The organism is Meinhardsimonia xiamenensis, assembly GCF_900102905.1.
Classification (GTDB): Bacteria; Pseudomonadota; Alphaproteobacteria; order Rhodobacterales; family Rhodobacteraceae; genus Meinhardsimonia; species Meinhardsimonia xiamenensis.
The window spans coordinates 85,240-110,268 of the sequence record NZ_FNFV01000006.1; the positions used below are offsets into that span (position 1 = coordinate 85,240).

Consider the following 25,029-nt stretch of genomic DNA (forward strand, 5'->3'; position numbering starts at 1 on the left):
ACATGACCGACCGCCTGATCTATCTGCCCCTGGGAGGCGCCGGCGAGATCGGCATGAACGCCTATATCTACGGCTACGGGCCCGAGGGGCAGGAGCGCTTTCTGCTCGTCGATCTCGGGGTGACGTTTCCCGAGATGGCCGGCACGCCGGGCGTCGATCTCATCATGGCCGACATCGCTTGGCTGCAGGCGCGTGCCGACCGGCTTGAAGGCATCGTGGTCACCCACGCCCATGAGGATCACGTCGGCGCGCTCGCGCATCTGTGGCCGCGGCTCAAGGCGCCGGTTTATGCGCGCCCCTTCACCGGCCATATCGCGCGGATGAAGATGGGCGAAGCGGGGCTTGACCCGGCCAATGTGCACATCGCCGGCAAATATCCCGACCGGGTGGAACTGGGCCCCTTCACGGTGAGCTTCCTGCCCGTCTCGCACTCGATCCCCGAAAGCTCGGCCCTCGTGATCGAAACGCCCGCAGGCCGCATCATCCACACCGGCGATTTCAAGCTCGACCCGGCGCCGGTGGTGGGCGAGCCGTGGGATCCCGAGCTTTGGGCGGAGGCGGCGAAGCCCGGCGTGAAGGCGCTGGTGTGCGACTCCACCAATGTCTTCACCGATCATCCGGGCCGCAGCGAGTCGACCCTTGCCGAGCCGATCACCGAGCTTGTGCGCGAGGCGAAGGGCATGGTCGTGGCCACCACCTTCGCCTCCAACATCGCGCGGCTGAAGACGCTTGCCGAAGCGGGCCGCGCCGCGGGCCGCTCGGTGGTGCTTCTGGGCCGGGCGATGCGGCGGATGCTGACGGCGGCCGAGGAGACGGGCGTGCTTTCCGACTTTCCCGGCCTCGTCAGCCCCGAGGATGCCGCCGACATCCCGCGCGAGAACCTGATGGTGCTGGCCACCGGCAGCCAGGGCGAGCGGCGCGCGGCCACCGCCCAGCTCGCCCGCGGCCGCTACATGGGGCTCGAGCTCGCCGAGGGCGATCTGTTCCTGTTCTCGTCAAAGACCATCCCCGGCAACGAGCGCGCGGTCATCCGCATTCTCAACGCGCTTTCGGAGATGGGCGTCGATGTGGTGGACGACCAGACCGACCGCTACCACGTCTCGGGCCATGCCAACCGCCCCGACCTCGCGACCGTGCACGATCTTGTCAACCCGGAGATGGTGATTCCGATGCATGGCGAGCACCGGCATCTGCGCGCCCATGCCCGGCTCGCCGAGGAGCGCGGCCGTGCCTCGGCCATCGTGCCGAACGGGACGCTGGTTGACATCACCGGCAGCGCCCCGCGCATCGTCGATCATGTGGAGACGGGGCGCACCTATCTCGACGGGGCGGTGCTCATCGGCGCGATGGACGGGGTGGTGCGCGACCGCATCCGCGTCGCCCTCAACGGCCATGTCGCCGTCTCGGTCATCATCGACGAGGATGGCGAGCCCCTGGGCGAGCCCTGGGTTTCGATCACGGGGCTTGCCGAGACCGGTCGTTCGCATGCGCCGCTGGCGGACGTGCTCGAGCATGACCTCGACCAGGCGCTCAAGCGCGCCGACCCGCGCACCCTGGCCGACGACGACAGGCTCACCGAGGCGCTCACCCGCGCGCTGCGCCAGTCGGCGATGAACGAGATCGGCAAGAAGCCCGAGGTGAGCATCATCATCAGCCGGCTGAGCTGAGGCGGGCACGCCTCGCGCGCGCGCCTAATTCTTGGGATTCCGCGCCAGCGGATGGTGCTCGAGCACGAGCTCCTTCAGCCGCGCCTCGAGCACATGGGTGTAGATCTCGGTGGTCGCGACATCGGCATGGCCGAGCAGCATCTGGATGGCGCGCAGATCGGCGCCGTTTTCCAGCAGATGCGTGGCGAAGGCGTGACGCAGCGTGTGGGGAGTGACGCGGGCAGGGGAAATGCCGGCGGCCACCGCGAGCTCCTTGATCAGCCCGTGAAAGCGGTGGCGCGTCAGATGCCCCGCCTTGCCGCGTGAGGGAAAGAGAAACGGTGAGGGCGGCTTGCCTTCCCGGCGCGCGGCCTCCTCGCCCGCTTCGCGCAGGGCGAGCCACTCGGCGAGCGCGGCGCGCGCGGGCGGCGAGAGCGGCACCATGCGCTCGCGCCCGCCCTTGCCGCGGATGAGCAGGAGCCGCGGATCACCGCGCGCGGCGGCCACCGGCAGCCCCACAAGTTCGCTCACCCGCATGCCGGTGGCATAGAGAAGCTCCATCAGGCAGGCGTTGCGGGCGCGCTCGGCCTCGTTCCTGCCGTGCCGCCGCGCGGCGCCCAGAAGCGCCTCCACCTCGGCCACGCTCAGCGTGCCGGGCAGGCGCTTCTCCCGTCCAGGGCCCCTGATCTGCAGCGCCGGGTTGTCGGCGCGCAGCCCCTCCTCGAAGGCGAAACGGTAGAGCTGGCGGATTGCCGAGAGGCGGCGGGCGCGGGTGGCGCGGCTCAGCCCTTCGGCCTCGCAATCGACAAGATAGGCCTCGATGTCGCCGCGCGCGGCATCCTCGAGCCCCAGCCCGCGCCGCTCGAGCCAGCCGAGGAAGTCGGCGAGATCGCGCGCATAGGCAAGGCGCGTGTTCTCCGCCGCGCCCTGCTCGGCGGCCTGCGCCTCGAGAAAGGCCTCGACCCAGTAGCGGCTCATCCCCGCCGCTCCAGGATCAGCACCTCGAGCGCGGCCCGCCGCGCCGCCCCCTCAAGCCCCACCGCGCGCAGCGTGGCAAGGCCGTCGGCCAGCGCCGCCGTGTCGCCATCCGCCCCAGCTTCGACGAGCTGGAGCGCCCGCAGGAGCGCCTCCCCCAGACGGCCGCTTCTGATCAGCCCCTCCAGCCGGGCCGGCGCCTGTCGCGCCCGAAAGGCCTTGAACACCGCCGTCGCGAAGGGATCGGGGCTTGAAATCGTATCGGGCATCTCGCCGGTTGCGATGGCCGCAAGCAAGGCGTCGCCCGCCTCCGGCGGGCTGGTGCGGGCGCGGGCGTAACGCTCGTACCGGTCCGACAGCATCCCGAGCGTGAAACGTATCTGCTCCGCCTCGCCGGAGAGCGGCAGATGTTCGAGCGGAAGCGCGTAGATCTCAGCGAAGACAGGCTCGAGCCCGGCACGCCGCATCTGTGCCCAGGCAGGGGGAAGACTTGCCTCGATGCGGCCGAGGTCGCGGTCGGTGACCGCCGCATCGAAAACCTGCAGGGCGGCAACGCGATCCCATATGCCGCCCGAGGCGGCAGGGCGGCGCTCCGTCCACAGGCCCAGAAGCCGGTTGGCGGGCAGGGCTCCGGCGCGCGCCAGCCGCTCGGCGGCCTCGATCTGGGCACGCCAGCCCGCCACGGGGCGCAGATCGGCATGCGCATACGCCAGGGGCAGGTTGGCCGTCGGCAGCGGCTCGCCGATCGCCTCGAACAGGCGGAAGATGAGCGGCGTCATGGTCTCGGGCGGGGCCAGCGGGGGCAGTCCTTCGAAGGCCTCAGGATGCAGAAAACGGGCAAGAAGCGCGTCCTCGTAGACCGAGAGTTCACCCAGTGCCCGCCCGGCCGCGAGCAGAAGATCGGCCGCCGCCACGTCGCCGGCACGCGCGAGGCAGAAGACGCGCGCGGCAAGGCCCGGCGCCAGCGCCGGAGCGGCGGCGATCTCGGCGCAGGCGACGTCCTCGGCGCCGGTCAGCAGGGCGGCGTCGAACATCCGGGAAACGAGGGCGCGGTTGCGCGGCCCCGCCCGCATCAGCAGGGCCTGTGCCTGCTCGACGGCGCCGAACCGCAACAGCGCGTCCACCCGCGCCAGCAGAAGCCGCGTCTCGTGCCCCTCGCCGGCCGGCGGATCCAGCTCGGCGAGAAGGAGCACGAAAAGAAGCCGCCGTGCCGCCGGCAGCATGTCTGGGCGGAAGTCGGCCAGACGCCGGGCCAGATCGCCGGCGTCGCTTCTGGCCCACAGATCGCGCGGCAGCCCCGTGACCGACACCGGGAGCAGCCCGACCGCTTCCGGCGAAGGTTGGGCGATCGGCGTGACCTCGATCTTTCCGCCGGGCAGGTCGGTGCGCGGAAGGCTCACGCTCTCGGGATCCGGCAGGGCGGAGGCGGGCGGTGCCCCGAGGCCCTGGCTGAGCCAGTCGATGGCCGAGAGCGGCGCCTCCTCGCACGCCGCGGGCGCAAGGCCCGACGCGCCCAGCGCCATCGTGAGGCCCGCCACGCGAGCGATGATGCGCCGCCTAGTCCACATCCAGCGTCACCGGCTGCGTGACGTCCCGGCGCTCGGGGGAAAGGTCCCCGAAGTAGGCGTATCCAAGAATTCCGATGCCGCCGAGAATCGCGAGTATGAGTATCAGTCGGAAAAGATAACGCATCACCGCGGGCCTTCCCTCGCCTGTCTGCCTCCGCTTCGCGTCCGGCTCGATTTCGGACGCTGGCCGGTTCCGTGCCGGCGCGTGTCCCTATATATGGCATTGCGAGGCGGTTCAGGCCAATGCACCGCCGGGGGAATTTTCGGCGGAGCGGTGCCGGTTTGCGATACAGGCTGAAGCGTACGGTCGCGCTGGTGGGAATGATGGGCTCGGGCAAGACCGCCGTGGGCGGCGCGCTCGCCCGTTTGCTTGGCGTGCCCTTTCTCGACTCCGATGCCGAGATCGAGCGCGCGGCGAACATGTCGATTGCCGAGATCTTCGCCCGTGACGGCGAGGCGTTCTTCCGTGACCGGGAGGCGGAGGTGATCGCGCGTCTGCTCACCGGCCGGCCGGTGATTCTTTCGACCGGCGGCGGCGCGTTCCTTTCCGAGCGAAACCGCCGCGTCATCGAGGAAAAGGGTGTCGCCGTGTGGCTCAGGGCCGACCATGACCTTCTGTGGAACCGGGTCAGGCACAAGACCACGCGCCCGCTTTTGCGCACGCCCGATCCGCGCGCCACGCTCGAGAAGCTCGCCAGAGAGCGCGAGCCGGCCTATGCCCGCGCCGCGCTCGTGGTCGATGCGGATGCGCGCTATTCGGTGGAGGAGATGGCGGGAAAGGTGATCGAGGCGCTGTTGACGCGGCCCGACGTGCTGGAGAGGGAGTGAGCGATGGGCGTCGAGGTGGTGCCGGTTGAGCTTGGCGCGCGCAGCTATGAGGTGCGCATCGGTCCTGGCCTGATGGCGCGGGCAGGCGAGGAGATCGGCCCGCTCCTGTCCCGCCCGCGCGTGGCGGTGATCACCGAGAAGCGGGTGGCCGAGCAGCACTGGCCGGCCTTGCGTGCCGGGTTGCAAGCCGCAGGGATCGAGGCGGAGGCCCTCATTCTGCCTCCCGGGGAGGCGACGAAGTGCTGGGCCGGGCTTGAGCGCAGCGTGGAGTGGCTCCTTGCGCAGGGCGTGGAGCGGCGCGACGTCGTGGTCGCCTTTGGCGGCGGGGTGATCGGCGATCTGGCCGGATTCGCCGCCGCCGTCCTGCGCCGGGGCGTGCGTTTCGTGCAGATCCCCACAACGCTTCTGGCGCAGGTCGACAGCTCGGTCGGTGGCAAGACGGGCATCAACTCACCCCACGGCAAGAACCTCGTGGGCGCCTTCCACCAGCCCGCGCTGGTGCTCGCCGACACCGACGCGCTCGCCACCCTCAGCCCGCGCGACTTTCTGGCCGGCTACGGCGAGGTGGTGAAATACGGGCTCTTGGGCGACGCGGACTTCTTCGCCTGGCTCGAGGCGCATGGGCCGACGCTTGCCGCCGGCGACCAGGCGGCGCGGATCGCGGCGATCCGCCGGTCGGTGGAGATGAAGGCCGCGATCGTGGCCCGCGACGAGACCGAAGCCGGGGAGCGGGCGCTCTTGAACCTGGGCCACACCTTCGCCCATGCACTCGAGGCGGCAACAGGCTATTCCGACCGGCTGCTCCACGGCGAGGCGGTGGCGATCGGCTGTGCGCTCGCCTTCGAGCTTTCCGCGCGGCTGGGGCTCTGTTCGCAGGAGGAGCCGAGCCGGGTGCGCGCCCATCTCGCGGCCATGGGCATGAAGCGCGATCTGGCCGACATTCCCGGCCCGCTGCCCGATGCCGATGGCCTTCTGGCGCTGATGGCGCAGGACAAGAAGGTGATCGACGGGCAGCTGCGCTTCGTGCTTGCCCGCGGCATCGGCGAGGCATTTGTGACGTCGGAGGTTCCGCGCGAGGCAGTGCGCGCGCTGCTCTCCGAGGCCCTCGCCGCCCGCTGAAGGGCCGGCGCGCGAGTCTAGCGCCCGTTGCCTCCCCTCAGCACCATCAGCTCGCCAATGTTCTCGCGGGTGATGTAACCCAGCATGTGCCCGGCCGGGTCGACCACGGCCACCGCTGGCGTGCCGGTCGAGCCGAGCGCGTCGAGAACGTCCGAAAGCGGTGCGCCGAGCGGCAGGCACGGGATGTCGGTGACCATCAGATCGCTGGCGCGCACTCCCGCCCGCTCTCCCTGGGCGGCGGCAAAGATCGCCTCGCGGGTGACGAAGCCCAGCAGTCGCCCCGCCGGGTCGAGCACCGGAAACTCGTGCTGGGTGGTGCGCAAGAGCCCTGCCGACATCGCCGCGAGCGAATCGTCGGGCATCAGCGGCTCGAAGGCGGTGATCATCGCATCGCGCGCCGAGATGCGCCGGGCAAGCTCCCGCATGGTCACATCCGATGCCTCCGCCTGCCCGGCGAGATAGACGAAGACGGCAATCAGAAGCAGGATCAGATTTCCCGACGCGAGCGCCCAGAACCCGAAGAGAAAGGCAATCGCCTGCCCGGCCATCGCGGCGGTGCGCGTGGCCCGCACCCGCCCCATGGTCATCGACAACAGCGCGCGCAAGACGCGCCCGCCGTCCATCGGAAAGGCGGGAATGAGGTTGAAGAGCACCAGAAACAGATTCACCGAGGCAAGCCGCCCCCAGAAATCGCGCGCCGGGTCCTCGATGTGGGCGAGCGTCTCGACCGACCCGGAAGCCCCGAGAAGCAGCGACAGCACGGCCCAGATCACCACGTTGACCGCCGGCCCGGCGAGGGCCACGACGATCTCCTGGGCGGGCCGCTCCGGCATCCGCTCGAGCCGCGCCACCCCGCCGATGGGCAGAAGCGTGATGTCGGGGGTTCGGATGCCGTAGCGGCGCGCGGTCAGCGCATGGCCGAACTCATGCGCCACGACGCAGGCGAAGAGCGCGAGGATGAAGAGAATGTTCACCACCGCCGCCTGAGGCCCGCCCTCGATCCAGGCCACGGCCCCGATCCAGGCGAGGAGCAGAAAGAAGGTGGCATGCACGCGCAGCTCCGAGCCGAACAACCGCCCGATCGGAAAGGACCATCCCATGACGCGCTCCCGCTCCGGTCCGTCGGAAAGGAAATTCAGAAAGGAATCTCGTCGTCGAGATCCCCCACCGGCGCCGGGCCCGGTCCACCGAAGCCGCCACCGGCACCGCCGCCATAGCCGCCCTGATCCTCGACGTATCCACCCCCGCCGCCTTCACCGCGGCTGTCAATGAGCACGAGCTCGCCGCGGTAGGGGCGCAGCACGATCTCGGTGGTGTAGCGATCCTGCCCCGACTGGTCCTGCCACTTGCGGGTCTCGAGCTGGCCCTCGAGATACACCTTGGAGCCCTTGCGCAGATACTGCTCGGCGATGCGCGCGAGGTTCTCGTTGTAGATGGCCACCGAATGCCACTCGGTGCGCTCGCGCATCTCCCCGGTGTTGCGGTCGCGCCAGCGCTCGGAGGTGGCCACGCGCAGGTTGCACACCTTGCCGCCGTTCTGGAAGGTGCGCACCTCCGGGTCGCGCCCCAGATTGCCCAGGATGATCACCTTGTTCACCGAACCCGCCATTGGACCAGCCTTTCCTCGAATCTCGTGCCCTTGCCTTCTGCGTTACACCACCCCGACAAGCTTAATGGAAGGTCAATCTTGACAGAAACGCGCAGCCCGCGCTCCCAGCCTGCCTCCATCACCCTGGGTGGAAATACCCCGGGGGTGAATGCCGCGCAGCGGCAGAGGGGGCGGAGCCCCCTGCGTCCTCAGCCGCGGGAGTGGCGGCGAAACGCGCTCGGGGTGAGCCCGGTGTGCTTGTGGAAGGCGCGCGTGAAATAGGCGGCCGAACTGAAGCCGAGCGCGCGGGCGATCTCCTTGACCGGCCAGCGTGTCTCGCTCAGCAGGCGGCGCGCCTCGTAATGGATGCGATCGGCAAGGATCGCGGAAGCCGGCCGGCCGCAGGCGGCGTTGCACGCGCGGCTCAGATGCGTCGGCGTCACCCCGAGCGCGGCGGCATAGTCATGCACCTGCCGGCCCGAGCGGAAGTCCTGCTCCACGAGCGCGGCGAACGCGGCCGCGAGGCGGCGGGACGCGTCGGTGTGAATCGCCTGCTCCTGACCGCGCGCGATCTGCCGCTCCAGCCACACCGCCAGAAGCCCCGCGTGATGGAAGAGCGCGCGCTCCCGCCCCGGCAGCTCGCGCTCGAGCTCGCGCTGGAGGTTGTCGATCAGCGCGTTCAGCTCCGCCTGCTCCTGAGCATCCCGAAACCGCAGGTGCGCCGGCTCCTCCGGCAGGCCGATCGCGCAGGCGCGCGGAAACCACAGCGCGGTGCCGAACACCTGGCCGCGCATTTCGAAGCCGTGCATGGTGCGGGGGGGCAGGAACACCGCATGGTGCGGCCCATAGCCTTGCGTGACACCGGCGATGGTGACGCGCCCCTGACCGCGGGTGAACCACAGAAGCAGCGGCTCTTCGTAGCTTCGCATCGCCTCGGTCCGCCAACGCGGACCCTGGGCGAACCGTGCCAACGGCACGACCCTGAATCCCTCGGCCCCCATCGCCTCCCGCTCCTGCGCGGCACCGGTAAGGCCGGCAATGTCAACGATTTCCGGCATTGGTTCGGTTTATGCTGCTATTCCCCGGTTATCCCCAGAACCGTCCCCAGGATTTTGTGCGATTTGTGCGGTTTGTTCACAGCCCCTGTGGAGGAATCGGAACCCATGCCTTCATTCTGGACCGAAACCAGCTGCGTTGTCTCTTGGCATATTGGCGGGTGGCTGTTTTTGCCGCCTCCGTGGCTTCGGCGAGACTCATGCGCCCCTGCAGGTGGGCGATGAGCTCGGCCGCGCCGATGGCCTTGGAGGAGGGCAGGGAAGGGTTCCAGCCCTCGAGATTGGCGCGCGCCTCCTCGAGCGCGCCCATGGCCATCATGGCGTCGAAGCGGCGTTCGATGCGCGCGTTGAGCCAGTCGCGCGGCGCCTCGATGACGAAGGCCTGCGCCTGCGCAAGCGGCACGAGCGGCGGTGGCGTCTGCGCCTGCCAGGCGGCAAGCCCGCGGCCGGTTGCGCGCAGCACCTCCCAGGCGCGCTGCACCCGCACGGGGTTGGCCAGGTCGATGCGCGCGGCGGTCTCGGCGTCGAGCTCGGCGATCAGTGCCTCCACCCCCTCGGCGGCAAGCCGCGCCTCCGATTCGGCGCGAATCCCCGAGGGAACCTCGGGGATCTCGGCCAGCCCCTCCGTCAGAGCGGTGAGATAGAGCCCGGTTCCGCCCACGATCACGGGAGCGGGGCGCCCCTCGGCGCGGGCCGCCTCGAGAATGGGGGCGAGCTCGCGCAGCCAGTGGCCCACCGAATAGGGCTCCTCACGCCCGACATGGCCGTAGAGGCGGTGCGGCGCGGCCTCCTCCTCGGCCTGCGTCGGGCGGGCGGTCAGCACGCGCCAGTTGGCATAGACCTGCAGCGCATCGGCATTGACCACCTCGCGCCCCTCGCGCAGGGCAAGTTCGAGCGCCACCGCCGATTTGCCCGCGGCGGTGGGGCCGGCGATCAGCACCGGCAGCTCGCGGCTCAGCCCCTTGAGTGTCGCGCTCATCGTCTCTCCACCTGCATGCCCTGGCGCCCGTTTACGCCCCGGCGGCAATGGCACGTTGATCCCCGCGCCGTTTTCGACCATTTATCACGATGGCAAATTCCGGGGGATACCATGACCGATACGGGGCTCGCCGCCGCCGAGGAGCTGGCAGCGGCAAAACGCGCGCCTGCAACGAAGTACCGGCGCGTCATGCTGAAGATTTCGGGCGAGGCACTCATGGGCGATCAGGGATACGGCCTGCACCCGCCCACTGTCGAGCGGATCGCGCGGGAAGTGAAATCCGTCCATGAACTCGGCGTCGAGATCTGCATGGTCATCGGCGGGGGCAACATCTTCCGCGGCCTGTCGGGCGCGGCCCAGGGGATGGAGCGCACCACCGCCGACTATATGGGAATGCTGGCGACAGTAATGAATGCGCTGGCGATGCAGTCCGCACTCGAGGGGCTTGGCGTCTTCACCCGCGTCATCAGCGCCATCCGCATGGACGAGATCTGCGAGCCCTACATCCGCCGCCGCGCGGTGCGGCATCTGGAGAAGAAGCGGGTCTGCATCTTCGCCGCCGGCACCGGCAACCCCTATTTCACCACCGACACCGCCGCCACCCTGCGTGCCAGCGAGATGGGCTGCGAGGCGATCTTCAAGGGCACAAAGGTGGACGGGGTCTATGACAAGGATCCCGCGAAATTCCCCGACGCGAAGCGCTATGACGAGGTCAGCTATGACGAGGTTCTGCAGAAGAACCTGAAGGTGATGGACGCCTCGGCCATCGCCCTTGCCCGCGACAACGACAAGCCGATCATCGTCTTCTCCCTCGACGAGCCCGGCGGCTTCAGGGGCATCCTCTCCGGTGAAGGCACCTATACTTTGGTGCATGGCTGAGGATATAGGGGGAGCACCTGGCGCGCAGGCGTCGGGCGGGACAGGCAGGAGGTGATCGCATGGCGGAAGTGGAGATCGACCTTGACGATCTGGAGCGACGGATGGACGGCGCCATCACGGCGCTGAAGAACGAATTCGCCTCGCTGAGGACCGGGCGCGCTTCGGCGGCGATGCTCGATCCGATCACGGTGGAGGCCTACGGCAGCCAGATGCCGATCAACCAGCTCGGCACCGTCAACGTCCCCGAGCCGCGGATGATCACCATCAATGTCTGGGACAAGTCGATGGTGGGCAAGGTCGAGAAGGCCATTCGCGAGAGCGGGCTCGGCATCAACCCGGTGACCGAGGGCACGATCATTCGCCTGCCCATCCCCGAGCTCAACGAGGAGCGCCGGCGCGAGCTCAGCCGTGTGGCCGCGCAATACGCCGAGAGCGCGCGGGTCGCGATCCGCAACGTGCGCCGCCACGGGATGGACGAGCTGAAGAAGGCCAAGGCCGAAGGGATGTCCGACGACGATCAGAAGTTCTGGCAGAACGAGATTCAGGAAATGACCGACCGGCACATCAAGCTGGTCGACGAGATGCTGGAGCACAAGCAGCAGGAGATCATGCAGGTCTGAGCGCCTGCCGATCCTCCAAAGGGAGCCAGCGATGAGGGATGCGCCCGCCCGCCGGGGTCAGCGCTCGGGCCCGCGCCATGTGGCCATCATCATGGATGGCAACGGCCGCTGGGCGCAGGCGCGCGGGCGCCCGCGGCTCTTCGGTCACCACGCCGGGGCGAAACGGGTGCGGGAGATCGTCGAGGCCTGCCCCGCGCTCGGTGTTGAATACCTGACCGTCTTCGCCTTCTCCACCGAGAACTGGAAGCGCACCCAGGCCGAGGTGGCGGGGCTGATGAGCCTCTTTCGCCGCTACATCCAGTCAGAGGCGCGGCGGCTGCGCGATGCGGGCGTGCGGGTGCGCTTCATCGGCGACCGGGTGCGGCTCGACCCCAAGCTCGTGGGGCTGATGGACGAGCTCGAGGCGATGACCGCCGATAACGAGACGCTGCATCTGACCGTCGCCATCAATTACGGCAGCCGTGACGAGGTGGCGCGCGCCGTCAAGCGGCTTGCGCGCGAGGTCAAGGCGGGCCGCCTCGACCCCGAGGCGGTGGATGCCGAGACTCTGGCGCGTTTTCTCGACACCTGCGTTCTGCCCGACCCCGATCTGGTGATCCGCACCTCGGGCGAGGCGCGCATCTCCAACTTCCTCTTGTGGCAGTCGGCCTATGCCGAGTACGAGTTCGTCGACACGCTCTGGCCCGATTTCACCGCCGAGCAGTTTGCCGAGATCGTCCGCAGCTTCGCCGCCCGCGAGCGCCGTTTCGGGGCGGTGCCCGGATGAGTGGCGGCGCGCGCGGCGGACGCTGGGAAGATCTCGCTCCCCGTGTCATCACCGGGGTGGCGCTGGCGGTCATCGGGGTGGCGGCGCTGTGGGCGGGTGGCTGGTGGTTTCGCGCGCTCGTGGCGCTGGCAACCGGCGCGATCTTCTGGGAGATGCGGCGGATGCTCGCGCCGCACCGGCCGGCGGGCGCAATGGGTGCGGGGGCGATCGGTGCCGCGGTGGTGGCGCTGGCGCCGCTTCTGCCGGGATGGGCGCTGGCCCCGGTGTTTGCGGCGGTGGCGCTGACGGCGGCGCTTGATGCGAGGGCCGAAGACAGGCCGCGCGCCATTCTCTATGCCCTGTTCATACTGACGGCGGGTTTCGCGCTCGCAGCCTTCCGCGACAGTCACGGCCTTGTCTTCGTCGCCTGGCTCGTGGCGGTGGTGGTGGTCACTGATATTGCGGGTTACTTCGCGGGCAGACTCATCGGCGGGCCGAAATTCTGGCCGCGCGTCAGCCCCAAGAAGACCTGGGCCGGCATCGTCGCGGGGTGGATGGCGGCGGCCGGTATCGGCGGCCTTTTCGCCGCCTTGACCGGGCAGGGCCTGTCGCTGGTTCTGCTTTCTGCTGTCGTCTCCTTTGCCTCGCAGATGGGCGATGCTGCGGAAAGCGCGCTCAAGCGCCGGGCGGGGGTGAAGGATGCTTCGGCGCTCCTGCCGGGCCATGGCGGAGTCTGGGACCGCTTCGACGCGCTTCTCGGTGCGGCACTCATGGCGCTCATGATGGATCTGCTGGGTCTGATGCCGGTCATGGGGGGCATGGGATGACCCGCCGCCGCGTCACCATACTCGGGGCCACCGGCTCCATCGGGCAGAGCACCATCGACCTCATCGCCCGCGCGCCCGACGAGTTCGAGGTGGTCGCGCTCACCGGCGGGTGCAACATCGCCCAGCTTGCGGCGGACGCGCGCCGGCTCGGCGCCGAGGTCGCCGTCACCGCCCATGAGGCGCTTCTCGGTGATCTCAGAGAGGCGCTGGCGGGCAGCGGGGTGGAGGCGGCGGCCGGCGAGGCGGCCTTGCTCGAGGCCGCCGAGCGCCCGGCGGACTGGACGATGTCGGCCATCATCGGCGCGGCGGGACTGGCGCCGGGGCTTGCCGCCCTCAGGCAGGGCGGAACCCTGGCGCTTGCCAACAAGGAAAGCCTCGTCACGGCAGGGCCGCTCCTGATGGAGACCGCCGCCGCCCATGGCGCGCGGATCCTGCCGGTGGACAGCGAGCATTCGGGCATCTTCCAGGCGCTTGCGGGCGAGGACATCGCGGCGGTGGAGCGGGTCATCATCACCGCCTCGGGCGGCGCCTTCCGCGACTGGCCGCTCGCGCGGCTCGCCCGCGCCACGCCCGAGGAGGCCTCGCACCATCCCAACTGGGACATGGGCCAGCGCATCACCATCGACAGCGCCTCGATGTTCAACAAGGCGCTGGAACTCATCGAAACGAAAGAGTTTTTCGGCTTCGCGCCGGAGCAGATCGAGGTGCTCGTGCATCCCGAGAGCCTGATCCATGCGCTGGTGGGCTTCCGCGACGGGGCGCTGATGGCCCATGTCGGCCCCGCGGACATGCGCCATGCCATCGGCTATGCGCTCAACTGGCCGGAGCGGCGGTCACTTCCGGTCGAACGGCTCGATCTGGCCGAGATTGCCCGGCTCACATTCCGCGCGCCCGACGAGGCGCGCTGGCCGGCGCTGCGCCTTGCCCGTGAGGTCATGGCGATTGGCGGGCTTGCGGGGGCGGTGTTCAACGCCGCCAAGGAGGCCGCGCTTGATGCCTTCATCGCCCATCGCATCCGCTTCACCGACATGGCGGCCGTCGTCGAGGCGGTGCTGGAGCGGGTTTCGGCCGAAGGCGGTCTTGATTGTGACAAGATCGATCTTGATAAGGTGCGCGAGGCGGACCGTCTTGCACGGCTGCGCGCGGGCGAGGTGGTCGAAAAGATGTTGTTGCAGGCAGATTGAGGGGCAGGACGCGCCTTGGATATCGTTTCGCTCATTCCTTCCTTCGGCGGGCTCATCTGGACGGTGCTCGCCTTCGTCGTGGCGCTGTCGGTCATCATCGCCGTCCACGAATACGGCCATTACATCGTCGGCCGCTGGTCGGGCATCAAGCCCGAGGTCTTCTCGATCGGCTTCGGGCCGGTGCTTTTCTCGCGGGTGGACCGGCGCGGCACGCGCTGGCAGATCGCCGCGCTGCCCTTCGGCGGCTATGTGAAATTCCTGGGCGATTCCAACGCCGCCTCCGCCCCTGACGGCGAGGCGATTGCGGAGCTGAGCGAGGAGGAGCGGCGCCATACCATGCAGGGTGCGCCGCTCTGGGCGCGCGCGGCGACGGTAGCGGCGGGGCCGGCGGCGAATTTCCTTCTCAGCTTCGTTCTGTTTGCGCTGGTGCTGATGCTGCGCGGCGTGCCGGTCTCGCCGGTGACGATCGCCGAGATCGCGCCGCTTCCCGCGCCGGTGCAGGAATTGCAGGTGGGTGATGCGATCCTCGCCGTCGAGGGCATCGAGACGCCCGATGTCGAGACCTTCGTCACCGTCATCGACCGTCTGCCGGTCAAGCCGGTGCTCGACTACCACATCCTGCGCCACGGATCCGAACGCGATGTGCGCGGGCCCTATCCCTATCCGCCGCTTGTCGGCGGCGTGACCCCCGATTCGGCGGCCGAGGCGGCGGGGCTGAGGCCGGGCGACGTGATCCTTTCGGTGGACGGGCGGGAGGTGGTCGCCTTCCGCGAGATGCGCGAGATCGTCGGCGCCTCGGGCGGAAAGCCGCTTCAGCTGAAGGTCTGGCGGGCGGGCGAGGTCTTCGATGTCACGCTGGTGCCGCGCCGCACCGATCTGCCGCTGCCCGACGGCGGTTTCGAGACGCGCTGGCTGATCGGCATCACCGGCGGGCTGTTCTTCTCGCCGGCCACCCAGCCGCCAAGCCTGTGGGAGGCGGCGGGCTACGGGGTGAGCCAGACCTGGTTCATCATCAAGAGCTCGCTCTCGGGCCTCTATCACATGGCCGTGGGCGCGATCTCGTCGTGCAACCTGCGCGGGCCGATCGGCATCGCCGAAACCTCGGGTGCCGCTGCGGCACAGGGCGGGCTAGCGTTCATCTGGTTCATCGCGGTGCTTTCCTCGGCGGTGGGGCTTCTCAACCTGTTTCCGGTTCCGGTGCTCGACGGGGGGCATCTCGTCTTCCACGCCTGGGAGGCAATGACGGGCAGGCCACCGGCCGAATCGGTCATGCGCATCCTGATGACGCTCGGGCTGATGCTTCTGCTCGCGCTCATGGCCTTCGCGCTGACGAACGACCTGTTCTGCCCCTGAGCCCGCGGCGCCGCGCGCCTGGCCCGCAAGGTTTTCCCACGAAGACGCGCCGGGACGGCGGAATTGCCAAATTCCCGCCGCATTGCCCGGCGATAACGGTGCCCGCGGAAAAACAAAGCGGCATCGTGCGCAAGGTACGAGGAACGAGGGAAATGCGGACGCTGAAGAAGGGATACCGCGGGCTCTGGCTCGTGGCAGACCTCAACGAGGATCTCCTTTTCTGGACCGTGGCGCTTGCCGTCGCGCTTGGCGCGGGCAGCCTTATCGGCAGCATGCTCTGATCCGCCGGCCGGGACCGCGCGGGTCGCCGCGGCACCGCCGGCGCCCGCGGCACGAGTCGCGCGCTCGAAGTCACACCCCGCCCGGAACCTGACCGGGCGGGGTGGCTGCTTTTGACAAGCCTGCCCATTCCCGATACTCAGCTTGGTCATAATCTGCTGCCAGACAGGATGCCGCGGAATGACTCGAGGTGACGGGCGAGGGGGGCGGGCCGTGACCGGTACCGCAGTGGGTGCAAGAATCCGCAGCCTTTTCATAATTCTTTTCGTATCGCTCTGCTCGATCGCGATGCCCGAGAGGGCGGACGCGCAGAGCTACCGATTCAGCAATGTCAGGATCGAGGGCAACGAGAACATCGAGGCGGCCACGGTCCTCTCCTATCTCGGAATCGCTCCGGGCGAGACGGTCAGCGCGGGCGAGCTCAACGCGGCCTATCAGCGGCTCGTGGCCTCCGGGCTTTTTGAAACGGTCGAGCTCGAGCCCGCGGGGGGCACGCTCGTCATCCGCGTCACCGAGTGGCCGGTGATCCGCGAGGTCTCGATCGAGGGCAACAAAAGGCTCGATGATGACACGCTCCTTGCGGTCATCCAGTCGCAACCGGCGCGCGTCTACAGCCCTTCCGTGGCCGAGGCGGACGCCGCAGCCATTGCCGAAGCCTATCTCGCCGCCGGGCGGCTTGCCGCGAGCGTGACGCCGAAGATCATCCGCCCCTCGAACAATCGGGTGGACCTCGTCTTCGAGGTTGCCGAGGGCGGCGTCACCGAAGTCGAGCGGCTGAGTTTCGTCGGCAACCGCGCCTTCACCGACCGTCAGCTGCGGCGCGCCCTCGAGACCAAGCAGGCAGGTGTCCTGCGCGCGCTCATCCGGGCCGACACGCTGGTGCCCGACCGGCTGGAGTTCGACAAGCAGAAGCTGAGGGATTTCTACCTGCAGCGGGGCTACATCGACTTCCGCATCCTGTCGGTGACCTCGGAGTTCTCGCGCGAGCGCAATGCCGTGTTCGTCACCTTCACCCTGCATGAGGGGCAGCAATTCCGCTTCGGCAAGCTCACCGTCTCCTCCGACCTGCCTGAAGTGGACGTGGAGCGCTATCAGCGCGAGGTGAAGATCCGGCCGGGCAAGGTCTATACGCCTCAGCTTCTCGAGGCGACGATCACGCGGCTCGAGTTGCTCGCCACCCAGCAGGGGCTGAGATTCGTGCGCGTGGAGCCGCGGGTGACGCGCAACGACGCCGAACTCACCCTCGACGTCGACTTCCAGCTTGTCCGGGGGCCGCGCGTCTTCATCGAGCGCATCGACATCGAGGGCAACACCACCACGCTCGACCGCGTGATCCGGCGGCAGTTTAGGGTCGCCGAGGGCGACCCCTTCAACCCGCGCGAGATTCAGGCGGCGGCGCGCCGGATCCGTGAACTCGACTATTTCGAGACGGTGGAAGTGAGCACCGAGGAGGGCTCCGGGCCCGATCAGGTCATCGTCAAGGTCAAGGTGGTTGAAAAGCCCACCGGCTCGCTGAGCTTCGGTGCGAGCTACACCACCGGCGTCGGCATCGGCCTCAACGCGTCGCTGACCGAGCGCAACTTCCTCGGTCGCGGCCAGACGCTGGAGTTCAGCGTCCAGACCGGCGGCGGGACGCAGTCGGGCAGCTTCAGCTTCCTTGAGCCTGCCTTCCTCGGGCGCGACGTCGCCTTCGGCCTCGATCTCGCCTACACGCAGACCGACAACGCCTCGAACTCCTCCTACGACTCGCGCATCGGGGTGTTCCGCCCGTCGCTGACCTTCCCGCTCAGCGAATATGCCGATCTGGGCCTGCGGGCGACCGTTCGGGCAAGCGAGATGCGCAATGTCAGCCCGAATTCCTCCGCCATCCTCACCGCCGAGCAGGGCCTCGGGATGCAGTATCAGTTCGGCCCCGGCTACACATTGTCCTTCGACAACCGGGCAGGGGGCCTGAACCCCGACGCCGGGGTGCTGGTACGCTTCAACCAGGACTTCTACGTTGCCGGCGAGCAGGACTTCATCCAGTCCACACTGCTGTTCGTCGCCGAGCGCAAGATGCTGACGCGTGATGTCACCTTCCGTGCGGTGCTGGAGGGCGGCGCGCTCTACAGCCTCTCGGGCGATGTCACAAAGGCCACGGAGCGCTTCTTCCTGAGCGCCAACCAGCTGCGGGGCTTCGACGTTGGCGGGGTGGGGCCGCGCGACCTGAATGTTTCGAACCAGGACGCGCTCGGCGGCAACTATTACGCGGTTGCGCGCTTCGAGGTGGAGTTTCCGCTGCCGCTCTTGCCGGATGAATACGGCATCTCGGGCGGCGCGTTCTTCGATGTCGGCTCGCTCTGGGGGCTCGACAACACCGCAGGCGGGCCGGCCGGCGCCAATCCGGTGGATGACTCCTTCCATCTGCGTTCGTCCATCGGTCTTTCGGTGTTCTGGGAAACGCCGATCGGGCCGCTGCGCTTCAACTTCTCCAAGCCGCTGGTCAAGCAGCCCTATGACCGGGAACGCTTCTTCGACCTGACGGTCTCGACCGAGTTCTGAGCATGCTGTGCAGGCCGGCGCGCGGGCGGGGATTTGCGGGGGCCGTGCTTCTTTGTCTCGGCCTCTGCCTGCCCGTGCTTGGAGCGACGGCTCACGCTCAGGATCTGGAGCTTGCCTATTCGCCCATCCTCACCATCGATCAGGAGCGGCTCCTGACCGAGACCAACCTAGGCACCGAGATCGCGCGCGAGCTTGAGGCGCGCGCCGAGGCGCTGGCCAGCGAGAACCGGCGCATCGAGGCCGAGCTCATCGCCGAGGAGCGCGCCCTGACCGAAAAGCGCAAGACGATGAGCGCGGCGGAGTTCCGCCCGCTGGCGGAGGCGTTCGACGAAAAGGTGCAGCGCATCCGCGCCGAGCAGGACGCGAAGGAACGCGATCTGGCGCGGGCGCGGGAGGAGCAACGGGCGCGTTTCGTGCAGCGCATCGTGCCGCTTCTGGGCCAGCTTGCCGCCGAACGCGGGGCGGTGGCGATTCTGGACCGGCGGGTGGTGTTCCTTGCCGCCGAATCGATCGACATCACCGACGAGGCGATCGCGCGCATCAATGCCGCTCTGGCCCGCGATGATGCGGGTGCCGCGGATGCGCAGTCGGGCCCGGAAGGCGGCGCCGCCGGTGACGCCGCCAATGGCGTGTCGGGCGCGGCGCCGGAAGCGGGGGCGCCGGAAGCCTCGGATGGGGGCAGCAAGTGATGCCGGGCGGTGAATGCGCAGGGCGGACTCGGGCGCGACGCGCCGCTTGCCGAGGCCGGAGCGAGTTGCTAGAAGGCGGGGACGTGACCCGGCAAGGATCCCGCCCATGAACGACGCGCTGCAATCGGCCGACATCTCGATCATCAAGCGCATTCTGCCGCATCGCTACCCGTTCCTGATGGTGGATCGGGTCGAGAGGATCGATGGCAACCGCAGCGCGGTGGGAATCAAGAACGTCACCATCAACGAGCCGTTCTTCCAGGGGCATTTCCCCAACGAGCCGGTGATGCCCGGGGTGCTCATTCTCGAGGCGATGGGCCAGACCGCCGCGGTGATGATCGCGGTGGGCAATGATCTCGTGGGCCGTGAGGCGCACATCTACCTGATGTCGGTGGACAAGGCGAAGTTCCGCCGCAAGGTGGTGCCCGGCGACGTGCTCGAGCTGCATGTGACCACGCTGCGTGGGGCGACGAGCCGGGTGGTGAAGCTCGCCTGCGAGGGGAAGGTCGGTGACGAGACGGTCGCCGAGGCGGAGATCACGGCGATGATCTCCGTCGCGCCGGCGAGCTGAGCGCGGAAGGGACGCGGCTGGCGCCGCGTGCCTGCGGCGCGGGTATTTGCACCAGGATGATTTGGCCCGGGGGCGCTCAGCCGAAGCTGGCGCGCAAGCGGCTGATCAGGCGGCGGTAGATGCCGCGGTGGCGGTTGCGCAGATGTGTCGCGGCAAACACGGGCTGCGGGATTTCCGGCGCATCCGCCACGCGCCGCGCCCGGCCCTCGGTGCAGAGGCGAAGGGCGGTCTCGCGCCGCAGATAGGCGGTGCCGCCGAGCGCCGCCAGCAGGTCTGCCACCACCGCCGACTGGCCTGAGGAGACCGGCGCTACCGAGAGCTCCGGCAGGAGCGCGGAATGGGCGGCGGCGAAGGCGGGCGAGTAGTTGGCGAGTATGTAGCGCTGCGGCGCAACTTCGGCGAGGCGGCCTGCCTCGGTGGAAATCATCACGTAACCGATCTCGCCCAGTGTCTCGAAATGCAGGTCAGGATGCGGCTTGGGCGTGAAGAGGAGTGCAAGGTCGAGCGCTCCGGCCACAAGGTCGGCGCACATCTGGTTGGAGTAGTCGGCCTCGATGTAGATGCGCGCGGCCGGCATCAGCGCGCGGATCTCGGCGATCCAGCGTCCGGCGCCACTCTGGCCCTCGCCCATTGTTCCGCCCGAGAGGTCGTGCTGATAGGCGATCCGCAGCGCCTGTCCTTCCGGCCCGCCGGCCTGCACCGCGGCCACCGCTTCGGCCCAGTCGCGGCGCAGGGCGCGGGCGTGCAGCTCGAAGCGAAGCCCCTCGGGGGTGAGCTCGCTGCCCGCGCGGCTGCGGCGCAGGAGCGGGCGGCCGAGCAGTGCCTCGAGACTGCGGATGCGGGTCGAGACGGTGGATTGCGTGATGCCGAGCCGTTCGGCGGTGCGGTGAAAGCTGCGCGTCTCGGCGAGGTCGAGAAAGGTTTCGAGAAGCTCGAGCTGCATGGCGGGAAGACCCTGATCGAATTTTTCGATCAATAACGCTGATGAAAGGCGATTGAAAGCGCCGCGCGCCGTGCCGATACTCCCCGCGAGCGAGGCGGGATCGGGGAGGATCGGCAATGGCGGCGGAGGCATTTCCAACCACGGCGCGGGTGGTGATCATCGGGGGCGGCGCGGTGGGGGCCTCGGCGCTTTATCATCTGGCCCAGGCCGGCTGGCGTGACTGCGTTCTGCTGGAGAAGAACGAGCTCACGTCCGGCTCCACCTGGCACGCGGCGGGCAATGTGCCGACCTTCTCCACCTCCTGGGCGATCATGAACATGCAGCGCTACTCGACCGAGCTCTATCGCGGGCTCGGTCAGGCGGTGGACTATCCGATGAACTACCATGTCACGGGCTCCATCCGGCTGGCGCATTCGCGCGAGCGGATGCAGGAGTTCGCCCGGGCGAAGGGCATGGGCCAGTATCAGGGGATGGATCTGGAGATCCTCGGCCCAGAGGAGATCAAGGCGCGTTATCCCTTCATCGAGATCCATGACCTCAAGGGCGCGCTCTATGACCCGGCCGATGGCGACATCGACCCCGCCCAGCTCACACAGGCGCTCGCGAAGGGCGCGCGCGAGATGGGCGCGCGCATCCTGCGCTTTACCCCGGCCACGGGGGTTAGCCGGCGGGGCGGCGAGTGGATCGTGCATACCGGGAAGGGCGATATCCGCTGCGAATACGTCGTCAACGCGGCGGGCTATTACGCCCGGCGGGTGGGCGAGTGGTTCAGGCCCTTCGGCGGGCGCACCGTGCCCATGGCGGTGATGGAACATCAGTATCTGCTCACCGAGGAGATCCCCGAGCTTCAGGCCTGGAGCCGGGAGGTCGGCCACAAGCTGCCGCTTCTGCGCGACGTGGACAGCTCCTATTACCTCAGGCAGGAGAAGTTCGGGCTGAACCTCGGGCCCTACGAGCGCAACTGCCGCGCTCATTGGGTGGATCCCTCCGATCCGATGCCCGAGGATTTCTCCTTCCAGCTCTACCCTGACGATCTGGAGCGGCTCGAGTGGTATATCGAGGATGCGATGGCGCGGGTGCCGATCCTCGGGCGGGCGGGGATTTCGCGGGTCATCAACGGGCCGATCCCCTATGCGCCTGACGGCAACCCGCTGATCGGCCCGATGCCCGGCGTGCCCAACGCCTTCGAGGCCTGTGTTTTCACCTTCGGCATTGCTCAGGCCGGGGGCGCGGGCAAGGTGCTCGCGGAGTGGATCACCGAAGGCGCCACCGAATGGGACATGTGGGCCTGCGATCCGCGCCGCTTCACCGACTACACCGATCACGACTACTGCGTGGCCAAGGCGATGGAGGTCTACGGCCACGAATACGCCATGCATTTCCCGCACCACGAGTGGCCCGCGGGGCGGCCGAAGAAGCTTTCGCCCGTGCACGAGCGGGTGGCCGCGCTCGGCGCGCAATTTGGCGCCTACAACGGCTGGGAGCGGGCGAACTGGTTCGCGCAGGAAGGGGACGACACCTCCGAGGAGGCCACCTTCACCTGGGGCCGGTCGGGGCCGTGGGAGCCGCGCGTGCGGGAGGAGGCGCTCGCGGTGCGCGATCACGTGGGCGTGCTCGATCTGCCCGGCTTCTCGCGCTTCGAGCTTTCGGGCCCGGGCGCGGCGGAGTGGCTCAGGGGCCGCATCGCCGGGGCGCTGCCGAAGGTCGGGCGGATGAACCTGGCCTATTTCCCCGACCATCGCGGGCGGATCCTCACCGAGATGTCCGTGCAGCGCCATGGAGAGGACGCCTTCACCCTCATCACCGCCGCCGCCGCGCAGTGGCATGATTATGAGGTGCTCTGGCGCGCGGGGCTGCCCGAGGGCGTCAGCCTCACCGACCGCACCGCGGAGGTGGACACGCTGATCGTGACAGGCCCGAAGTCGCGCGAGCTGTTCCGCGCCATCGGCACCGATGCCGATCTGACGCTGCCCTGGCTGAGCCACCAGCAAGCGACGGTGGCCGGCCGGCCGGCGCGGCTCGTGCGGGTGAGCTTTGCCGGGGAGCTTGGCTGGGAGATCCACGCCGCAAACGAAGACATGCCGGCGATCTACGAGGCGGTGCTCGCGGCGGGTGCGAGGCCCTTTGGGATGTGGGCGCTCGATTCGCTCAGGCTCGAGAAGGGCTACCGGGCATGGAAAGCGGATTTGTCCACCGACTACAGCCTCTTGGAGGCCGGACTTGAGCGTTTCGTGAAGTTCGACAAGCCGCAGGAGTTTCCCGGCAAGGCCGCGCTTCTGGCCGAGAAGCAGCGCGGGGTGAAGAAGCGCTTCGCGCCGCTCATCGTCGATGCCGGGGAGGCGGATGCGCCCTACATGTCGACGATCTGGAAGGATGGGAAGATCGTGGGCGAGACCACCTCGGGCGGCTGGGGCTATCGGGTGGGTGCCTCGATCGCCTACGGGATGCTGCCGCCCGAGCTGTGCGTGCCGGGCACCGAGGTGGAGGTCGACATCTACGGCGAGCGGCGGCGCGCGGTGGTGCAGCCCGACAGGCCGCTGTGGGATCCGGAGAACGAGAGGCTGAGGGCGTGAGAGCGCCGTGCTCATGGAGAAGAGGGCATGCGGCCGCCCGGGCGGGTGCAGAATGCGCCCGCCTTGGGGGCGGGCGGGCGCATGCCCGGGCTGACGCCCGGGCGGAGGTTGGCGAGTGAGTTCCATCCCGAAGACAATGAAGGCCGTCCTTCTCACTGGCCATGGAGGGCCCGAAAAGCTCGTCTGGCGGGAGGACGTCCCCGTTCCCGAGCCGGGGCCGGGCGAGGTGCTCGTGAAGGTCGCGGCGGCCGGCGTCAACAACACCGACATCAACACCCGCATCGGTTGGTATGCGCGCGAGGTCACGACCTCCACCAATGAGGCCGAGGGCGCGGCGGTCGAGGCCGGGGGCTGGGCCGGGGCGATGCGGTTTCCGCGCATCCAGGGCGGCGATCTGTGCGGTTACGTGGTGGCGAAGGGGGAGGGGGCGGACCGGCTCGCCCTCGGCGCACGGGTGGTCTCGCCCAACTGCCTGCCGCGGCCCCGGCCGGACAATCCGCTCAACTTCATCGTCATCGGCTCGGAGATCGACGGGGCCTTTGCCGAATACTGCCTGATGCGCGAGGACGACCTCTATGACGTCACCGCCTCGCCGCTCTCCGACATCGAGCTTGGTGCCATGCCCTGCGCCTATGGCACCGCCGAGGGGCTTCTCACCCGCGCCAATGTGCAACCTGCCGAGCGCGTGCTGGTCACCGGCGCTTCGGGGGGTGTGGGCATGGCGGCGGTGCAGCTGGCGCGCCTGCGCGGCGCGCATGTCACCGGCGTCGCCGCCGCCGCCAAGGCCGGCGCGGTGAAGGAGGCCGGCGCGGTTGAGGTCATCGGCCGCGACGATCGCCTGCCGGAGCGCGCCTTTCACAAGGTGATCGATGTGCTCGGCGGCCCGCGCTGGGGTGAGCTTCTGCGCGCCCTGCGCCCCGGCGGCCACTATGCCGCCTCCGGCGCGATCGCGGGGCCGCTCGTGACCGCCGATCTGCGCGACGTCTACCTCGATGACCTCACGCTCCACGGCTCTACCTTCCAGCCTTGGCAGGTCTTCGCCCGGCTCGTCGATGTGATGAACGCGGGCGCCGTCCGCCCCCTGGTGTCGAAAACCTATCCCCTGCACGAGATCCACACCGCACAGGCCGATTTCGAGGCCAAGCGCTACCCCGGAAAGCTCGTGCTCATCCCCGGAGACGCAACATGACTGACGTGACACTTCTCGATGGCGGGCTCGGGCAGGAGATCGTCCGCCGCTCGGGCGAGAGGCCCACGCCATTGTGGTCTACCCAGGTGATGCTCGAGAAGCCCGAGGTGGTGCGCGAGGTGCATGAGGCCTATTTCGCCGCCGGCGCCGAGATCGCCACGGCCAACACCTATGCCGTGCTGCGCGACCGGCTGGCGCGCGCCGGGCTTGAGCATCGTTTCGAGGAGCTGCACGAGACAGCCTGCCGGCTTGCGCTGGAGGCGCGCGATGCCCACGGGCGAGGCAGGGTGGCCGGCTCGCTCGGGCCGATCGGTGCTTCCTACCGTCCCGATCTGGCGCCGCCCGCGGATGAGGCGGCCGAGGTCTATGCCGAGATCTGCGCGATTCAGGCGCCCTTCGTCGATCTCTGGATCGCCGAGACCATGTGTTCGGTCGATCAGGCGCGCGGTGCGCTGATGGGCGCGCTCGGGCTCGGCAAGCCGGTGTGGCTGTCGCTCTCGGTCGATGACCGGGACGGCGCGCGGCTGCGCTCGGGCGAGCCGCTGGCCGACGTGCTGCCGCTTCTGGAGGAGCTCACCCCCCAAGCGGTGCTCGTCAACTGCTCGCCGCCCGAGGTGATGGCGGCCGCGCTCGAGATCATCGCCGAGGCGGGCCTGCCCTTCGGCGCCTATGCCAACGGCTTCACGCACATCTCGGCCGATTTCCTGAAACCCTCGCCCACGGTCGAGGCGCTCTCGGCGCGGGAAGACCTGACCCCCGAGGCCTATGCCGAGCACGCGCTCGGCTGGCTCGAACAGGGCGCCAGCATCGTCGGCGGCTGCTGCGAGGTGGGGCCTGAGCATATCGCCCATCTCGCGCGGCGATTGGGAAGGAGCTGA

General features: G+C 68.9%; 23 protein-coding genes. 16 read left to right on the plus strand and 7 right to left on the minus strand.

All coding sequences use genetic code 11. The annotated features are described in order from the left end of the window. The first annotated feature begins 2 nt into the window (after nt 1–2). On the plus strand, nt 3–1,667 hold the full coding sequence (locus BLQ14_RS12895) for a ribonuclease J (protein WP_092500982.1): 1,665 nt from the start codon (nt 3–5) through the stop codon (nt 1,665–1,667). 24 nt (nt 1,668–1,691) lie between these two features. Here the strand turns inward: BLQ14_RS12895 and BLQ14_RS12900 are convergent, their stop codons facing one another. After that, nucleotides 1,692–2,624, minus strand: coding sequence for a site-specific tyrosine recombinase XerD (locus tag BLQ14_RS12900; RefSeq protein ID WP_092500983.1), 933 nt, complete (start codon nt 2,622–2,624; stop codon nt 1,692–1,694). Continuing rightward, nucleotides 2,621–4,144, minus strand: a complete 1,524-nt coding sequence (locus BLQ14_RS12905; protein WP_092500984.1) for a hypothetical protein — start codon at nt 4,142–4,144, stop codon at nt 2,621–2,623. The genes BLQ14_RS12900 and BLQ14_RS12905 overlap by 4 nt, the downstream gene beginning before the upstream one ends. A 327-nt stretch (nt 4,145–4,471) precedes the next feature. Between BLQ14_RS12905 and BLQ14_RS12915 the strand changes: the two genes are divergently transcribed. Next, the gene (locus BLQ14_RS12915; protein ID WP_176759551.1) at nt 4,472–5,017 is read left to right on the plus strand and encodes a shikimate kinase; all 546 of its coding nucleotides are present in this window, start codon (nt 4,472–4,474) and stop codon (nt 5,015–5,017) included. Between the two features lie 3 nt (nt 5,018–5,020). Then, nucleotides 5,021–6,136, plus strand: a complete 1,116-nt coding sequence (aroB, locus tag BLQ14_RS12920; protein ID WP_092500987.1) for a 3-dehydroquinate synthase — start codon at nt 5,021–5,023, stop codon at nt 6,134–6,136. Nucleotides 6,137–6,153: 17 nt separating this feature from the next. Here aroB and BLQ14_RS12925 read toward each other — a convergent pair whose 3' ends face one another. The 4 genes from BLQ14_RS12925 to miaA all read right to left on the minus strand — a co-directional run bounded on the left by BLQ14_RS12925 (nt 6,154) and on the right by miaA (nt 9,758). Further along, complete coding sequence (locus tag BLQ14_RS12925; RefSeq protein WP_092500988.1) at nt 6,154–7,236, minus strand: site-2 protease family protein; 1,083 nt, start codon at nt 7,234–7,236, stop codon at nt 6,154–6,156. Nucleotides 7,237–7,271: 35 nt separating this feature from the next. Next, the gene (gene ssb / locus BLQ14_RS12930; RefSeq protein ID WP_092500989.1) at nt 7,272–7,745 is read right to left on the minus strand and encodes a single-stranded DNA-binding protein; all 474 of its coding nucleotides are present in this window, start codon (nt 7,743–7,745) and stop codon (nt 7,272–7,274) included. Between the two features lie 188 nt (nt 7,746–7,933). Beyond that, nucleotides 7,934–8,782 carry a helix-turn-helix domain-containing protein gene (locus BLQ14_RS12935; RefSeq protein WP_092500990.1) on the minus strand — a complete coding sequence of 283 codons (849 nt, stop codon included), beginning with the start codon at nt 8,780–8,782 and terminating at the stop codon, nt 7,934–7,936. 76 nt (nt 8,783–8,858) lie between these two features. After that, nucleotides 8,859–9,758 carry a tRNA (adenosine(37)-N6)-dimethylallyltransferase MiaA gene (miaA, locus tag BLQ14_RS12940; RefSeq protein ID WP_092500991.1) on the minus strand — a complete coding sequence of 300 codons (900 nt, stop codon included), beginning with the start codon at nt 9,756–9,758 and terminating at the stop codon, nt 8,859–8,861. Between the two features lie 189 nt (nt 9,759–9,947). On the opposite strand from miaA, the gene pyrH reads away from it, so the two are divergent. The 10 genes from pyrH to fabZ all read left to right on the plus strand — a co-directional run bounded on the left by pyrH (nt 9,948) and on the right by fabZ (nt 19,446). After that, complete coding sequence (gene pyrH, locus BLQ14_RS12945; protein WP_215904816.1) at nt 9,948–10,637, plus strand: UMP kinase; 690 nt, start codon at nt 9,948–9,950, stop codon at nt 10,635–10,637. A gap of 59 nt (nt 10,638–10,696) precedes the next feature. Beyond that, nucleotides 10,697–11,257, plus strand: a complete 561-nt coding sequence (frr, locus tag BLQ14_RS12950) for a ribosome recycling factor (RefSeq protein WP_092500993.1) — start codon at nt 10,697–10,699, stop codon at nt 11,255–11,257. Nucleotides 11,258–11,288: 31 nt separating this feature from the next. Then, entirely contained in the window at nt 11,289–12,023 is a 735-nt protein-coding gene (gene uppS, locus BLQ14_RS12955) for a polyprenyl diphosphate synthase (RefSeq protein ID WP_092500994.1), read from the plus strand. Then, nucleotides 12,020–12,829 carry a phosphatidate cytidylyltransferase gene (locus BLQ14_RS12960; RefSeq protein WP_092500995.1) on the plus strand — a complete coding sequence of 270 codons (810 nt, stop codon included), beginning with the start codon at nt 12,020–12,022 and terminating at the stop codon, nt 12,827–12,829. Before uppS ends, BLQ14_RS12960 begins: the two co-directional genes overlap by 4 nt. After that, entirely contained in the window at nt 12,826–14,013 is a 1,188-nt protein-coding gene (gene dxr / locus BLQ14_RS12965; protein WP_092500996.1) for a 1-deoxy-D-xylulose-5-phosphate reductoisomerase, read from the plus strand. Before BLQ14_RS12960 ends, dxr begins: the two co-directional genes overlap by 4 nt. Nucleotides 14,014–14,028: 15 nt before the next feature. Next, nucleotides 14,029–15,366 (plus strand): RIP metalloprotease RseP, encoded by a 1,338-nt coding sequence (rseP, locus tag BLQ14_RS12970; protein ID WP_092500997.1) that lies wholly within the window; start codon nt 14,029–14,031, stop codon nt 15,364–15,366. Nucleotides 15,367–15,518: 152 nt separating this feature from the next. Then, nucleotides 15,519–15,647, plus strand: coding sequence for a hypothetical protein (locus tag BLQ14_RS15635; protein ID WP_281220854.1), 129 nt, complete (start codon nt 15,519–15,521; stop codon nt 15,645–15,647). 178 nt (nt 15,648–15,825) lie between these two features. Next, nucleotides 15,826–18,186: an outer membrane protein assembly factor BamA gene (bamA, locus tag BLQ14_RS12975; protein WP_092500998.1), complete on the plus strand. Its 2,361-nt coding sequence runs from the start codon at nt 15,826–15,828 to the stop codon at nt 18,184–18,186. A gap of 44 nt (nt 18,187–18,230) precedes the next feature. Then, the gene (locus BLQ14_RS12980) at nt 18,231–18,875 is read left to right on the plus strand and encodes an OmpH/Skp family outer membrane protein (protein WP_245657108.1); all 645 of its coding nucleotides are present in this window, start codon (nt 18,231–18,233) and stop codon (nt 18,873–18,875) included. A 106-nt stretch (nt 18,876–18,981) separates the two neighbouring features. After that, complete coding sequence (gene fabZ / locus BLQ14_RS12985; protein ID WP_092501000.1) at nt 18,982–19,446, plus strand: 3-hydroxyacyl-ACP dehydratase FabZ; 465 nt, start codon at nt 18,982–18,984, stop codon at nt 19,444–19,446. Nucleotides 19,447–19,522: 76 nt separating this feature from the next. On the opposite strand, the gene BLQ14_RS12990 is transcribed toward fabZ, so the two are convergent. Beyond that, nucleotides 19,523–20,422 carry a LysR family transcriptional regulator gene (locus BLQ14_RS12990; protein ID WP_245657109.1) on the minus strand — a complete coding sequence of 300 codons (900 nt, stop codon included), beginning with the start codon at nt 20,420–20,422 and terminating at the stop codon, nt 19,523–19,525. An 83-nt stretch (nt 20,423–20,505) separates the two neighbouring features. Between BLQ14_RS12990 and BLQ14_RS12995 the strand changes: the two genes are divergently transcribed. The 3 genes from BLQ14_RS12995 (at nt 20,506) to BLQ14_RS13005 (ending at nt 25,029) form a co-directional block, all read left to right on the plus strand. Next, entirely contained in the window at nt 20,506–22,962 is a 2,457-nt protein-coding gene (locus BLQ14_RS12995; protein ID WP_092501001.1) for a GcvT family protein, read from the plus strand. A gap of 124 nt (nt 22,963–23,086) precedes the next feature. Next, nucleotides 23,087–24,151: an alcohol dehydrogenase family protein gene (locus BLQ14_RS13000; protein WP_092501019.1), complete on the plus strand. Its 1,065-nt coding sequence runs from the start codon at nt 23,087–23,089 to the stop codon at nt 24,149–24,151. Then, nucleotides 24,148–25,029 (plus strand): homocysteine S-methyltransferase family protein, encoded by an 882-nt coding sequence (locus BLQ14_RS13005; RefSeq protein ID WP_092501002.1) that lies wholly within the window; start codon nt 24,148–24,150, stop codon nt 25,027–25,029. Before BLQ14_RS13000 ends, BLQ14_RS13005 begins: the two co-directional genes overlap by 4 nt.

Bases quoted from the DNA above. Each gene is read 5' to 3' on its own strand.
- BLQ14_RS12895 (WP_092500982.1), top strand. From the start codon at position 3: ATGACCGACCGCCTGATCTATCTGCCCCTGGGAGGCGCCGGCGAGATC.
- BLQ14_RS12900 (WP_092500983.1), bottom strand. From the start codon at position 2,624: ATGAGCCGCTACTGGGTCGAGGCCTTTCTCGAGGCGCAGGCCGCCGAG.
- BLQ14_RS12905 (WP_092500984.1), bottom strand. From the start codon at position 4,144: ATGGCGCTGGGCGCGTCGGGCCTTGCGCCCGCGGCGTGCGAGGAGGCG.
- aroB (WP_092500987.1), top strand. From the start codon at position 5,021: ATGGGCGTCGAGGTGGTGCCGGTTGAGCTTGGCGCGCGCAGCTATGAG.
- BLQ14_RS12925 (WP_092500988.1), bottom strand. From the start codon at position 7,236: ATGGGATGGTCCTTTCCGATCGGGCGGTTGTTCGGCTCGGAGCTGCGC.
- ssb (WP_092500989.1), bottom strand. From the start codon at position 7,745: ATGGCGGGTTCGGTGAACAAGGTGATCATCCTGGGCAATCTGGGGCGC.
- BLQ14_RS12935 (WP_092500990.1), bottom strand. From the start codon at position 8,782: ATGCCGGAAATCGTTGACATTGCCGGCCTTACCGGTGCCGCGCAGGAG.
- miaA (WP_092500991.1), bottom strand. From the start codon at position 9,758: ATGAGCGCGACACTCAAGGGGCTGAGCCGCGAGCTGCCGGTGCTGATC.
- pyrH (WP_215904816.1), top strand. From the start codon at position 9,948: ATGCTGAAGATTTCGGGCGAGGCACTCATGGGCGATCAGGGATACGGC.
- frr (WP_092500993.1), top strand. From the start codon at position 10,697: ATGGCGGAAGTGGAGATCGACCTTGACGATCTGGAGCGACGGATGGAC.
- uppS (WP_092500994.1), top strand. From the start codon at position 11,289: ATGAGGGATGCGCCCGCCCGCCGGGGTCAGCGCTCGGGCCCGCGCCAT.
- BLQ14_RS12960 (WP_092500995.1), top strand. From the start codon at position 12,020: ATGAGTGGCGGCGCGCGCGGCGGACGCTGGGAAGATCTCGCTCCCCGT.
- dxr (WP_092500996.1), top strand. From the start codon at position 12,826: ATGACCCGCCGCCGCGTCACCATACTCGGGGCCACCGGCTCCATCGGG.
- BLQ14_RS15635 (WP_281220854.1), top strand. From the start codon at position 15,519: ATGCGGACGCTGAAGAAGGGATACCGCGGGCTCTGGCTCGTGGCAGAC.
- bamA (WP_092500998.1), top strand. From the start codon at position 15,826: ATGACTCGAGGTGACGGGCGAGGGGGGCGGGCCGTGACCGGTACCGCA.
- fabZ (WP_092501000.1), top strand. From the start codon at position 18,982: ATGAACGACGCGCTGCAATCGGCCGACATCTCGATCATCAAGCGCATT.
- BLQ14_RS12995 (WP_092501001.1), top strand. From the start codon at position 20,506: ATGGCGGCGGAGGCATTTCCAACCACGGCGCGGGTGGTGATCATCGGG.
- BLQ14_RS13005 (WP_092501002.1), top strand. From the start codon at position 24,148: ATGACTGACGTGACACTTCTCGATGGCGGGCTCGGGCAGGAGATCGTC.